This is a genomic window from Vibrio kyushuensis, assembly GCF_050337325.1.
Taxonomy (GTDB): domain Bacteria; phylum Pseudomonadota; class Gammaproteobacteria; order Enterobacterales; family Vibrionaceae; genus Vibrio; species Vibrio kyushuensis.
This window is the reverse complement of record NZ_JAKJSV010000004.1, coordinates 82,113-95,538: the sequence shown is the minus strand read 5'-3', so window position 1 is coordinate 95,538 and position 13,426 is coordinate 82,113. Positions and strand designations below refer to the sequence as shown.

The 13,426-nt window shown below is 42.8% G+C and carries 10 protein-coding genes; 8 read left to right on the top strand and 2 right to left on the bottom strand.

From position 1 onward, the window contains the following. The first annotated feature begins 19 nt into the window (after positions 1–19). The 3 genes from yfbR (at position 20) to L4D20_RS09610 (ending at position 4,579) form a co-directional block, all read left to right on the top strand. Positions 20–622, top strand: a complete 603-nt coding sequence (gene yfbR, locus L4D20_RS09620) for a 5'-deoxynucleotidase (protein WP_428801361.1) — start codon at positions 20–22, stop codon at positions 620–622. A 140-nt stretch (positions 623–762) separates the two neighbouring features. Continuing rightward, positions 763–3,180: a bifunctional diguanylate cyclase/phosphodiesterase gene (locus L4D20_RS09615; protein ID WP_428801360.1), complete on the top strand. Its 2,418-nt coding sequence runs from the start codon at positions 763–765 to the stop codon at positions 3,178–3,180. 79 nt (positions 3,181–3,259) lie between these two features. Continuing rightward, positions 3,260–4,579, top strand: a complete 1,320-nt coding sequence (locus L4D20_RS09610; RefSeq protein WP_428801359.1) for an anti-phage deoxyguanosine triphosphatase — start codon at positions 3,260–3,262, stop codon at positions 4,577–4,579. 3 nt (positions 4,580–4,582) lie between these two features. On the opposite strand, the gene L4D20_RS09605 is transcribed toward L4D20_RS09610, so the two are convergent. Then, positions 4,583–5,227, bottom strand: coding sequence for a tRNA-uridine aminocarboxypropyltransferase (locus L4D20_RS09605; RefSeq protein ID WP_428801358.1), 645 nt, complete (start codon positions 5,225–5,227; stop codon positions 4,583–4,585). Positions 5,228–5,230: 3 nt separating this feature from the next. On the opposite strand from L4D20_RS09605, the gene rrtA reads away from it, so the two are divergent. Beyond that, positions 5,231–5,782, top strand: coding sequence for a rhombosortase (rrtA, locus tag L4D20_RS09600; RefSeq protein WP_428801357.1), 552 nt, complete (start codon positions 5,231–5,233; stop codon positions 5,780–5,782). 90 nt (positions 5,783–5,872) lie between these two features. Here the strand turns inward: rrtA and sohB are convergent, their stop codons facing one another. After that, a complete protein-coding gene (gene sohB / locus L4D20_RS09595; RefSeq protein ID WP_428801356.1) occupies positions 5,873–6,934 on the bottom strand; it encodes a protease SohB in 1,062 nt (353 codons plus the stop codon). 108 nt (positions 6,935–7,042) lie between these two features. On the opposite strand from sohB, the gene L4D20_RS09590 reads away from it, so the two are divergent. The 4 genes from L4D20_RS09590 (at position 7,043) to L4D20_RS09575 (ending at position 13,176) form a co-directional block, all read left to right on the top strand. Then, positions 7,043–7,783: a YciK family oxidoreductase gene (locus tag L4D20_RS09590; protein WP_428801355.1), complete on the top strand. Its 741-nt coding sequence runs from the start codon at positions 7,043–7,045 to the stop codon at positions 7,781–7,783. A 176-nt stretch (positions 7,784–7,959) separates the two neighbouring features. Beyond that, positions 7,960–8,637, top strand: coding sequence for a translesion DNA synthesis-associated protein ImuA (gene imuA / locus L4D20_RS09585; RefSeq protein WP_428801354.1), 678 nt, complete (start codon positions 7,960–7,962; stop codon positions 8,635–8,637). 3 nt (positions 8,638–8,640) lie between these two features. Beyond that, the gene (locus tag L4D20_RS09580; RefSeq protein ID WP_428801353.1) at positions 8,641–10,062 is read left to right on the top strand and encodes a Y-family DNA polymerase; all 1,422 of its coding nucleotides are present in this window, start codon (positions 8,641–8,643) and stop codon (positions 10,060–10,062) included. A gap of 42 nt (positions 10,063–10,104) precedes the next feature. After that, positions 10,105–13,176 carry an error-prone DNA polymerase gene (locus L4D20_RS09575; RefSeq protein WP_428801352.1) on the top strand — a complete coding sequence of 1,024 codons (3,072 nt, stop codon included), beginning with the start codon at positions 10,105–10,107 and terminating at the stop codon, positions 13,174–13,176. The last annotated feature ends 250 nt before the right edge of the window (positions 13,177–13,426 follow it).

Below are 13,426 nucleotides of genomic sequence, written 5' to 3'. Positions count from 1 at the left end.
ACTTAAGGATGTCAACGCTATGGAAGATAAGTCCGCAGTAAAAGAGAGCCATTTTTTTGCTCATCTAGCACGTATGAAGCTGATTCAGCGCTGGCCTTTGATGCGCTCTATTTCAACCGAAAATATCTCAGAGCATAGCCTACAAGTTGGATTCGTTGCGCACGCATTAGCTGTCATCAAAAATAAGAAATTTAACGGGCAACTCAACCCAGAGCGCATTGCCATTTTAGGTATGTATCACGACACAAGCGAAGTACTAACTGGTGACCTTCCTACCCCGGTTAAGTATTACAATGCAGAGATCGCCAAAGAGTATAAAAAAATCGAAGCAGCCGCCGAACAAAAACTACTCTCAATGCTGCCTGAAGAGTTTCGCGAGGACTTTGCCCCCTACCTCATTACGCAAGAAGCCCACCCAGAAGATGCTGCAGTAGTTAAACAAGCAGACACCATCTGCGCATACCTAAAATGCTTAGAAGAACTCAGTGCGGGCAACCATGAATATGCGTTAGCTAAAAAACGCTTGGATGTCACTTTAAGAGAGAGGCGCACTGATGAAATGGACTATTTCCTCAATACCTTTGCTCCTAGCTTCGAGTTATCCCTTGATGAAATCACCTAACGGCTACCAACTCTTAAATGCTTAACTACACTTTACTCAATAAGCATATTTATAAGAGGACGGTTGTGTCTTTGACTGGTGACCGAAAGCTTCTATACCTGATCAAATATCTTCCAATGATAATCATTGGGATCTTTGTAGTGATATTAATTACTATCATTCTCTCTGCCAATCGTTCAGCCCTACGAGAAGACATCTCATCTCTGCGTGACAATTTTTACCAGACACAACGTGAGGCAATTCAATACCGAGTAACCAATATCAGAGAGCAGATTGAGTTTGAGAAAGCCAATACCGAAACCATTCTTAAACAAGACATAAAAAATCGGGTTGATGAAGCGATATCGATCGCAGAAAACATCTACCGACAAAACCCGGGGCTTAGCGAGTCGACTGTTACGAAAATGATCACCGACGCTCTGCGTGAAGTACGTTTCAATAATGGTCGAGGTTACTTTTTTATCTACAAGCTTGATGGCACCAATATCATGCACCCCATCTTGACTCATATTGAAGGAACATCATTATGGGATTTACAGGATGTTCGCGGGGCATACGTAATTCAAGAGCTCTCCAATGTCGCTATTAGTCAAAAGCAAGGGTTTCATCGCTGGTGGTGGAGTAAACCAGCTCAGGTTGATAAGGAATTCGACAAAATTGGTTATGTCTCTCACTTCAAACCATTTGATTGGTTTATTGGCACAGGTGAATACGTTGTCGATGTAGAGCAAGACATTAAGTCTCGCCTTTTAAATCGTATATCCGGTTATTTATATGGCAATGGCGGATATGTTTTTGTTATGAATAGTAAGGGTGTGTTGCTTTCTCACCCGAACAAAGCACTTATTGGTATTGAGCGATTGGATGCGCAAGATATCAACGGTGACTTTTATATAAAAAGGATTGTTGATAAAGGACTCACTGGCGGTGGATTTATAAGCTATAGATCAAGCTATCTACCTGCTGGAACTACAGAGCCAGATAAACTTAGCTATCTTAGCTACCTTCCTGACTGGGACTGGATTGTTGGAACAGGTGTCTATACCCAAGAGATAGAGAGCTTTATTGATAGAAGACAATATTCCATCGAGCGAAAGAACTCTGAAGAGGTTCTAAGAATTACCTTTTTTAGCCTCGTTGCTTCGTTGTTGTTAGCTGCACTCTCCTGGTTTATAGGTGATGCCGTAGGGCGACGCTTCATGCGCTTTCAAAAACAGATTAAACAAGACTTCCATGAACTTGAAGAGACCAAAGATAAACTCCAATATCTTGCACTGCATGACAGCTTAACCGAGTTACCCAACCGACTATTTCTTATTGAGTTCATAGAACAACAACTAGAAAAAAGCCGAGATAATGGAAATTTTTTGGCCATTATGTTCGTCGATCTGGATGATTTTAAAAAGGTTAATGACGCATTTGGTCATTCAACAGGAGATCGCCTACTGGCTAAAGTTGGCTCTCAGTTTGAAACATTACTTGGCAAAGAGGATATTGTTGCACGATTTGGCGGTGATGAGTTTGTATTCTGCTTTTCTAACTTATCCTGTGTCCTAGATGCTGAAAAAATAGGGCTCGATATTTGTGACCTATTAACCAAAGATTTCACCATTTCAGGAAAAGTGATCTCTTCGAGTTGTAGTGTCGGTGTCGCTCTTTACCCTCAAGATGCTCATTACGCCGAAGATCTTATTGCTAAAGCAGATACCGCACTTTACACCTCGAAAGCTCGTAAAAAAGGTCATGTTCTTTTCTACGATGAATCGATAAATCAGCAAGTTCAGTATGAGCTCTCTCTTGAAAAAGAACTTCGCTGCGCGCTCAAGAACGACGAACTATATATGGTCTATCAACCTCAAATTGACCTAAATAGTGGCAACCTTAAAGGCGTGGAAGCACTTATTCGCTGGGAAAACCCCATCTTAGGTCATGTTTCACCCGTTGAGCTAATTCGCAAAGCAGAAGAGATTGGGTTGATTCATGAAATTGGCCGATTTGTCATTGAACGTTCTTGCAAACAAATTATTGATCACTATCCAAATAGTGCTGAGAGTATTGATCTTTCAATTAACGTCTCTCCAAGCCAACTCATCGCTAAAGGCTTTGTCGAAGAACTCACTGCGATTGTGGATTCAAACGGCATAGACAGAAAGCGTATTACCGTTGAGATCACTGAAAACGTGTTAATTAACGATTTGGAACTCGTTACTCCAATACTGAAACAGATCCGCGAATGCCAGTTTTCTATTTCTCTGGATGACTTTGGAACAGGGTTCTCTTCATTAAGCTACCTATGTAACTTGCCAATAACGGAAATTAAAATTGACCGAAGTTTTATCGACAAACTGTTAGTTAGCGAACAAAGTGATGCACTGGTTAAAGCGATCATCGCGATTGGTGATTCTCATTCGTTAAAAGTCGTCGCAGAAGGAATCGAATCTTTAGAGCAATATCGTAAACTGAATCAATATCAGTGTAACCTTGGCCAAGGTTATTACTTTTCTAGACCTATTCTAATGAGTGACCTTGTAAACTATCGTAATGACCGTACATTATAGTTATACAGCCTAATATTCTCCTTTAGCATTGGGCTATCTAATCTGGTTAAAGGTAATCCATTACAAAAGGATCATGAGAATGGAGTCTGAATTAAGCCCACTTTGGCAAGATAGACATGACGATGAACATAAAATCAGGCGAGATGATCACCGCAGCCCGTATCAAAGAGATCGCGCCCGTATTTTGCATTCTGCTGCTTTTAGACGCCTACAAGCCAAAACCCAAGTTCATGGTGACAGTGTTGATGATTTCCACCGAACACGCCTTACTCACTCACTAGAAGCCGCCCAACTAGGTACTGGTATAGTCGCTCAACTTAAGAAAAAGCAACCTGAGTTTCGAGAGTTACTCCCTTCTGACAGCTTGATTGATTCACTTTGCCTTGCTCATGACATTGGTCACCCGCCATATGGTCATGGTGGTGAAATTGCACTGAATTATATGATGCGTGATCACGGTGGTTTTGAGGGTAACGCTCAAACATTTCGTATCGTGACACAGCTTGAACCCTATACCGAACACTTTGGTATGAACCTATCACGCAGAGCGTTACTAGGGCTAATCAAGTACCCCGCATTTCTTAGTCAAACCCAAGCAAAAGAACGACCGAAAGCAATCTCTGATCAGCGCCGATTAAAAACAAAAGAGTGGCATCCCGCGAAAGGCATCTATGATTGTGACAAGCACTTCTTCGATTGGGTCATTAAGCCCCTATCTAGTGATGAGCAAGCCTTACTGTGTGAACTGCGTACGCCTTCATTGTCTAGCCACCAACACAATAAAACTCGCTTTAAATCTCTAGATTGTTCAATCATGGAGCTTGCCGACGACATCGCCTATGGCGTTCATGATCTTGAAGATGCCATTGCACTTGGAATGGTCAATCGTAACCAATGGGTCGAAGCGGCAGCGAGCCTCATTTCTGAATGCGGAGAGCCTTGGTTTGAAGAACATATTGCCTCTATCACCGAGATGCTATTTTCAGGCAAGCATCACCAAAGAAAAGATGCGATTGGGGGGATGGTTAACGCGCTACTGACTAGCGTCACCATTCAAACGGTTAATGCTAAATTTGAGAGTAAGTTACTCGCGTACAACGCCTATTTGGATCCAAAAATGGCCGACGCACTCGATATATTAAAACGTTTTGTTAGCCAACATGTTATTCAGATCCCACAAGTTCAAGTGGTCGAATACAAAGGGCAGCAAATCATCATGGATCTCTTCGAAGCGTTAAGCGCAAATGCAGAACGCCTACTGCCACACGTTGAAAAGAAGAAATGGCAACTCGCTGCGGGTAACCAAAGTCTTGAATTACGTGTTATTGCAGATTACATATCAGCGATGACGGATGGTCATGCGAAACGACTCCACCAGCAGCTATTTTCTAGTAGTTAGTCCTTAATCAGACAGGCTTTTGCGATAGTTACGTTCAAAGACACCTTCTGGCATTTGATTAATATGAAATTGAATCATATTATCAAATGCCGTCAGCAAAGGCGTAAAGTCCAGCTCTGGCTGCAAGATGCTTAACAAGTGATAACCTGCTTCTACCGTGGATAGGCTATTGTCTGTAGGGGCTTTACGAATTCGATAATTCCCCTTCAGCCCTTTAGGTAAATGCAGCATTGAAAGGTTATGTAAGTTTTCTGATAACTGCCACATCTTGTAGGCTTTTTTCCAAGTGCCATCAAGCAAAATGACTCTTAATTTTTTATGTTTTGACCTACTTGTTGAATCACTGGAGTTAGATGGTAACAACGCAGGTGAAACACATTGAGAGTCGTCACACGGATACATAATATAATGGGTATATTCAGGATCACTAAGTAAGATATTGAGCTTTGGTTCTTGGCTAAAGTCTTCACCAACAAAGCAGTAACTATTTGTTAGTGAAAGCGTTAATATTTTAGCCGTTCCCATCGGACGTTGTGTTTCACTCGAATGCTGAAGGATGATCAATTCCACATTCGATGTTAGGCTTTTAATCCAACTACAAATACAAGCTTTGTGTGATTTTCCACATTGTAAACAATATCGGTACATATCTTGCGCGTTTACCTTTTGTTATCTGTCATCAGTATCATCTGTTTCGGCTTACAGTTTGAGCCATTACAAACCTATGTCGAGTGGAACGCTAACGCCATTTATGCAGGGCAATGGTGGCGCATCCTAACAGGAAACCTCACCCATACCAACTTTGCGCATCTAGCGATGAACCTTCTTGGATTATGGTTCATTTGTTTCATTTTTAAACCCAGTGTAAGAGCGCTTATTACCCCACTTATCTTGACTAGTGTAGCTGTAGGCACTGGCAACCTATTTACCGACATGCAACTCTACGCTGGACTGTCTGGAACATTACATGGCCTGTTTGGTTATTATGCACTTCGTGAGAGCCTACAAGGTCGCAAAAGCAGTTGGTTTCTGGTGCTAGGATTAGCCGGTAAAGTCGTTTGGGAGCATAGCTTTGGCGCTTCGGCATTGACCAGTGGTTTAATTGAAGCTCGCGTCGCCATTGAGTCTCACCTGTTTGGCGCTTTATCAGGCTTATTGCTGGCGTACATTGTCCATTTATATCGTACAAAAAAAAACGTCTAGCCTTTCTTCTCTGTTAAAAAGAGCTTCAAGCTAAACGTTTAATTTTATGTTGTTACCTGCCGCTAATGACTAAGCGTTACTAATGCATTACTAAACGATCGGCTTTTGACCACGAGCGATCAGTTTCATTAATACACTGTCAGCCGCTTCACCTGCAACGCCGGCTAGCTTGTCGGTGATCTTTTTCTTCTGCACATAATGAATCGACAATACTGTCTTATCTTTGCATGCTTCAACAACCACATCGTCAGATGTTTTGATTTCGTCGACTAAGCCAAGCTCTTTCGCTTGAGTACCAAACCAGTGCTCTCCGGTTGCCACTTTTTCAAGATCTAGCTCAGGGCGACGCTCACGAATAAAGTCTTTGAATAACCCATGCGTCTCTTCAAGTTCTTGCTTGAATTTATCACGTGCTTTATCACTGTTTTCGCCAAACATGGTCAGTGTGCGTTTGTATTCGCCCGCCGTTAACTGCTCAAATTCAATATCGTGCTTTTTAAGCAGTTTATTAAAGTTAGGAAGCTGTGCAATCACACCAATAGAACCAACGATAGCAAACGGTGCCGAGATGATTTTGTCGGCAATACACGCCATCATGTAACCGCCACTTGCGGCTACTTTGTCAACTGAGATACTTAGTGGTAATCCAGCCGCTTTAATACGATCAAGTTGAGACGACGCCAAACCATAGCCATGTACCATGCCTCCACCAGATTCTAAACGAAGTAGCACTTCATCACCTTCACGTGCAACCGCCAAAATCGCCGTGACTTCTTCACGCAGTGACGTCACTTCTTTAGCATCAATACTGCCATTGAAGTCTAATACAAACAGATGAGGTTCGCGTTGTGAGTCAAGCTCACCCTCTTTTACTGCTTTTTTAATGTCTTTTTCACGAGACTTGGTTTTCTCTTTCTCGCTTTTCTTCTCTGCTTTATCACGTGCTTTAAGAAAAGCCTCATCGTGTAGATGATGTTCTAACTGCTCAACACGCTCTTTGTGCTGCTCTGTCAGATTAGTAATCTCTAACTCACCCTTAGCCCCACTTCCTTTACCACTAACGGCTTTAGCAATAACTAAAATCGCAATAATCGCGACGACGACAGTCGCAATCTTGGCCAAAAACAGGCCATAGTCCAACAAAAATTCCAATGTCATATCCTCAAATGTGCGAATTAGTGTATTGTTCGTTCTACTCGGTTATTGTAACCGTCTTATCACAAAGAAAAAAAGAAAATCATAACAATAAGGAAGCTTACGGTGGATTATTCAGTTTCTGCAGACGCCCTCAAAGATAAAGTTATTTTAGTCACAGGCGCTGGTGCAGGCATCGGCAAACAAGCAGCCATGAGTTTTGCTGAGCATGGAGCAACGGTTATTTTACTTGGCCGTACCGTTAAAAAATTAGAGCAAACTTACGACGAAATAGTCGATGCAGGTTTTGCTCAACCCGCTATCGTCCCTTTGGATATGAAAGGCGCAACAAAACAGCATTACATCGATATGGTTGAGACTATTCAAGGTCAATTTGGCCGTCTTGATGGTGTCCTACATAACGCTAGCCTTCTAGGTGTTATTAGCCCATTTGACCAAATTGGCGAAGACACGTTTGATGAAGTCATGCAGGTAAATGTCAAAGCTCAGTTCTTGATGACTCAAGCCTTGCTACCACTGCTGCGAAAATCAGACGATGCACGCGTGACGTTTACAACGTCAACCGTTGGACACGTTGGTCGTGCTTATTGGGGTGCATACGCTATATCTAAGTTCGCCACTGAAGGCATGATGCAAGTTCTCGCTGATGAAGTCTCTGACTCACCGATTCGAGTTAATGCCATCAATCCAGGTGGTACTCGCACAAGTATGCGCGCGAAAGCCTTCCCTGCCGAAGACGTAGAACTGCTAAAAACGCCAAAAGATATTATCCCACTGTACGTCTACTTAATGGCACCAGAAGGGAAAGAACTACACGGACAATGTATTGACGCACAGCCTAAATAACTTAATGAGTTAAATGCTCTTTACGTATTTCACAATGCCTCACCAATACAGTGGGGCATTTTCTTATCTGAATTCTGCACTAACTCCTTTATTCCAAAATCCTGATCTTTTTATTGCTGCATGCTCCCCATGATATATACTGTATAAATGTACAGGTTAATTATGTGTGCACTGATATGTGTGAACTGATCGAACAATTGAAAAACAACCAAATGATATGGCAAGGTGCCCATACCCCTGTCTCTGGTGAATACTTACCAACAGGGTTTGAAACTCTGGATCAAAAGCTTGAAGGTGGCTACCCAAGACACGGGGTCGTTGAAGTTCAATCTCTCAGTGGTATTGGTGAGCTTCGCTTGATGTTTCCCCATATTAAACAGAACGATACTGAGCGGTTGTCGGTATTTATTCAGCCTCCCGGTTACTTATGCGCTGAACAACTTGAAGCAGAAGATATTGATAATCAAAAGGTTCTGATTATGTACCCTCAAACTCAGCAACAAGCATTGTGGGCGGCAGAACAGTGTTTAAAAAGTGGCGCTTGTAGCAACGTATTTCTATGGCATTCAGATCTAGAAGTTCATCAAGCTCGAAGGCTGCAAGTTGCCAGTGAAGAGGGTGACTGTTTACAGTTCATTTTCCGTCAGCAACAACAAGGACGCTTTTCACTGCCCGTGAGTTTGAGTATGACATTAGCTCCTCATCGAAGTGGCCTTGAAGTGACGATTACCAAACGCAAGGGAGGATGGCCTCAAGGAAGTTTTATTCTTCACATGGAACATTTATGGCCAAGCCTAACCCTTGATCAAACGTCTCCGATAATTGTCCCTTTCCCGCTGTTGAAACAGGGTTAAACGGTGCAATTGTGGCTCTATCTTCATTTTCCATACTTACAACTCGATGCGCTTTTTTCCGAGCAATCGACGCTGCCTTTAGTCATCGTTGAGGAAAAGAAGCACCAGATTGTCCAGTTAAATGAAGAAGCTCTTAATCAAGGAATTAAGATCGGTATGGGGCTTGGTAGTGCTGCTGCTCTGTGTTCAAACCTTCAAGTGCATGCCTACGACGGAAAAACAGAGCAACAAACTTTAACGCATATTGCGCAATGGCTTTATCTAAAGACCTCCGACATTACTCTGTTCCCATCAAAAGGGATTCTACTCAAAGTGACCAATATGCTGTCACTTTATCAAGATCTTGATAGCTACTGGCAAGCAATACACCGACACTTAAATAAGCTCAATTTTCGCTATCAATTCTCAACCGGGTTTTCGCCCTATTCGGCGATGTTACTTTCAAAATCAGCGAAGAACTGCATTTATAACGACAAAGAATCGATTATTGAAGAGATAAAGTCTCATTTTTTAACCACAAGTGAGCTTGATAAGAAGCAAGTTGAACAACTGAGTCGAATTGGCATTAAAACGTTTCAAGAGCTACTTGCTCTGCCAATGCAGGAGTTGGCTAAGCGCTTCAATATCGACTTGGTGAATTATGTTGGACGCCTACTCGGCCAATTTAAGCACCCTGTCGTCTTTTATCATCCACCTGAAGCCTTTAAACGCTACTTAGAGCTACTGTTTGATATCGATAACGTGCTATGGCTAGAAAAGCCCCTTATGAAGCTACTCATGCAACTAGAGCTATTTTTAACACTGCGTAATCAAGTTGCCTACGAGCTGTGTTTAACACTTCACTTGCGAGATAAAGATGATCAAATGATCTGCTTTACTTCGGCTAACGGAGACTACTTAGCAGCTAAATGGTCGACATTGTGTCGGTTATCTTTTGAATCGATGGCACTGAATGCCCCGACTCACGGCATCACATTAACCATTGCTCGAGGTGGTGAGCGCCAAAGCACCACACAGGATATTTTCTGCGGGACCAGTTTTCGTGGAAAAGAAGGCCAACAAACCGAATTAGAACTGATCTCATTACTGCAGGCCAAGCTAGGGCTTGATCGGGTATGTAAGGTCTACAAAACACACGATCCACGACCAGAAAAGTCCACCACTTTATGTGACCCCACTTCAATTCCGAAGGATAAAACCTCACGGTTAACTCCTAGATTACGACCTTCTATCATGGAGCCTGTGCCATACCCACTGACAGAGAAAGCCACCATCATCAGTGGGCCAGAACGCATTGTGACTGGTTGGTGGGACGCTGATGAAATGACTCGTGACTACTTTATTGCCCGTAGCACTGAAGGACGTTGGATTTGGGTGTTTAGAGACCATCAAAAGCAATGGTTTTTACACGGCCAGTTTAGCTAGCTGTGTCTGAATAAATTGAGCTTTCTTTAACTAGGTAACGCAATGAAATACGCTGAGCTATTTTGCCAAAGTAATTTCTCCTTTCTAACCGGGGCTTCTCATGCTGAAGAACTTATCGTTCAGGCAGATTTTTTACGCTATCACGCCTTAGCGATCACAGATGAATGCTCAGTTGCAGGGGTCGTCAGAGCACATACTGCTATTAAGGATCATCAACTTGCCATCAAACAAATTGTTGGCAGCATGTTTTGGCTTAATTCCGAATGCCAATTGATCTTACTTTGCCCGAGTAGAGAAGCATACGGGGAACTTTGCCGCATTATTACTAACGCAAGAAGACGAGCAAGTAAGGGCGAATATCAGCTTTCTGAATGGGATATTATGTCTGTTCAACACTGTCTTATTCTGTGGCTACCTAGCTATGAACAGAGCGATCATCATTGGGGGAACTGGCTCAGTCAACATCACTCCTATCGCCTTTGGGTTGGCTTACAACGCCACTTAAACGCCAACGATAAAGAGTACATAGCGCATTGCCAGATGCTCGCATCAGAGTTTCACCTACCTATTACCGCCTGTGGTGGTGTTCTGATGCATACCGCAACAAGGCTTCCACTGCAGCACACACTAACTGCAATCAAACACGGCAGTACTCTTGATGCTATCGGTCAGCACATGCTCACTAATACTGAGCGAGCACTGCGTAGCCGTGAAAAACTCACGAAGCTTTTTAAGCCGGAGTGGATAGCAGAGACACACGCAATTGCTCAGCGTTGCCATTTTAAGTTGAGTTCACTTCGTTATGAATACCCAAGTGAACTCATTCCAAATCAAATGACACCGATGAGTTATTTGCGTCAGCTCACTGAACAAGGTAAACAGCGTCGATTCCCTAATGGCGTTCCAAACCATATTGAACAGATCATCGATAAAGAGCTGATGCTTATTGAACGGCTCAAGTATGCGTTCTTCTTTCTTACTATCCATGACATTGTGATGTTTGCTAAGCGACAAGATATTCTTTATCAAGGTCGAGGATCAGCGGCCAATTCTGTGGTTTGCTACTGCTTAGAAATAACCTCTGTCGATCCAAGGCAAGTCTCCGTCTTGTTTGAGCGCTTTATTAGCAAAGAACGCAATGAGCCGCCTGATATCGATGTAGATTTTGAACACGAAAGACGTGAAGAGGTTATCCAGTACATCTATAAAAAATACGGCAGAGAGCGTGCTGCACTAGCGGCTTCTGTTATCTCCTATCGCTTGAAAAGTGCAATACGCGATGTGGGTAAAACCTTGGGGATCAATGAAACTCAACTCGATTTTTTTATAAAGAACATCAACCGTCGTGACCATCAATTAGGTTGGCAAGCTCAAATCATGGAGCTAGGGCTAAAGCCAGACTCACTAAAAGGTCAGCACTTTATCTCCTTAATTAATGAAATTATGGGGTTTCCACGTCATCTGTCTCAACATGTCGGCGGCTTTGTTATCTCATCAGGGCCTTTGTATGAGCTTGTTCCTGTAGAGAACGCAGCGATGGTTGATCGCACAGTGATTCAATGGGACAAAGATGATTTGGAGAGCCTTGGGCTACTTAAAGTGGACGTTCTTGCCCTTGGAATGCTCACGGCAATTCGAAAGTGCTTTGCTCTGGTAGAAAAGCATCACGGGAAAACGCTCACTATTGCAGACATTACGCGAAAAAAAGATGACCCTAATGTCTATGCCATGATTCAACGTGCAGACACCGTTGGCGTGTTCCAAATAGAATCACGAGCGCAGATGAGTATGCTGCCACGGTTAAAGCCAGCTTGCTATTATGACTTAGTCATTCAAATAGCCATTGTTCGCCCTGGTCCTATTCAGGGCGATATGGTGCATCCCTTTTTAAAAAGGCGTGATGGCATTGAAGCTGTTACCTATCCATCAGAAGAGGTTAAAGAGGTACTTTCTCGCACTATGGGTGTGCCTATTTTCCAAGAACAAGTGATTAAGCTTGCGATGGTGGCGGCAGGATTTACTGGCGGTGAGGCCGATCAGCTTCGTCGTGCTATGGCGTCATGGAAAAAAAGTGGAGAGCTGATTAAGTTTAAAACCAAACTGATTGATGGGATGCTATCTCGTGGCTATGACCGTGATTTTGCGGAACGTATTTTCGAACAAATCTGTGGTTTTGGTGAATACGGGTTCCCAGAAAGCCACTCCGCGTCATTTGCCGTGTTGGCTTATTGCTCTTCATGGTTAAAACACTACTATCCAGAAGCGTTTTATACGTCACTGCTCAACAGTTTACCAATGGGTTTTTACAGCTCAGCTCAACTCATCCAAGACGCAAAACGACATAACATCACCGTACTGCCCATTTGTGTCAATCACTCAGACTACCAACATTTAGTTGTTCATCACGCCTCAGGGTTAGCCATTCGCCTTGGGCTGCGGCAGATAAAAGGTGCAAGTAGAGATGGGATGAAGCAGCTTATCAAAGCACGCCCTACCTCTGGCTATCAACACCCAAGTCAGTTACAGCACATTGGCTTAAACAAACGAGATATCGAGCTCTTGGCCTCTGCAAATGCCATGCACGAGTTTGCTCATAATCGCTATCAGGCTCGCTGGAGCATGATGGACTCTATTACTGACTTGCCACTTTTCCAGAGTATGAATGACTCAGATGAACGCCAAATTGAAGCGCCCAGTGATATGCAAACGCTGTTAGAAGACTTCTCTTCAACAGGTGTCTCTCTTAATCTGCACCCTATCACCTTACTCGACAATGCCAATCAACTTGGCCAGTTTACTCGTCAAAAAGATTTGGTTAAAAAGGCGCATCAATCCATGGTGACGGTTGTTGGATTAGTGACAGGAAGGCAATCCCCCGCCACGGCAGCAGGCGTAACATTTTTCACACTAGAGGATGACACGGGCAACATAAATGTTGTGGTATGGAAAGCAACAGCAAGAGCTCAAAAACAAGCTTACTTAACGGCGAAAGTATTGATGGTGAAAGGCATATTAGAACGAGAAGGCGAAGTCACACACATTATGGCAGGGCGATTAATTGACTTAACGGAACATTTTGAAAAGCTAGATACACACTCTAGAGATTTTCATTAATATCAACAGGTAATGACATTGTTCTGTGTTGTATTTAAATCTAAACATACAATATTTCAGGCATAAAAAAGGGAGGAAAACCTCCCATTTTAATCCGTGGTTGAACCTGTTAATTACAATTCAACTTCTGCTTCCGTGCACCTTTTCTTCCATACTTTCCACAATAACATGCTTAATGTCGTTGCTATCAAGATCATAGAATGAAACTACCTAAAAGTATTTAAATAAAAGAGTACAGATAGTACGGTTT

What these genes read in the sequence shown, in the direction of transcription:
- yfbR (WP_428801361.1), top strand. Translation starts at nt 20, where the DNA reads ATGGAAGATAAGTCCGCAGTAAAAGAGAGCCATTTTTTTGCTCATCTA.
- L4D20_RS09610 (WP_428801359.1), top strand. Translation starts at nt 3,260, where the DNA reads ATGGAGTCTGAATTAAGCCCACTTTGGCAAGATAGACATGACGATGAA.
- L4D20_RS09605 (WP_428801358.1), bottom strand. Translation starts at nt 5,227, where the DNA reads ATGTACCGATATTGTTTACAATGTGGAAAATCACACAAAGCTTGTATT.
- imuA (WP_428801354.1), top strand. Translation starts at nt 7,960, where the DNA reads ATGTGTGAACTGATCGAACAATTGAAAAACAACCAAATGATATGGCAA.
- L4D20_RS09575 (WP_428801352.1), top strand. Translation starts at nt 10,105, where the DNA reads ATGAAATACGCTGAGCTATTTTGCCAAAGTAATTTCTCCTTTCTAACC.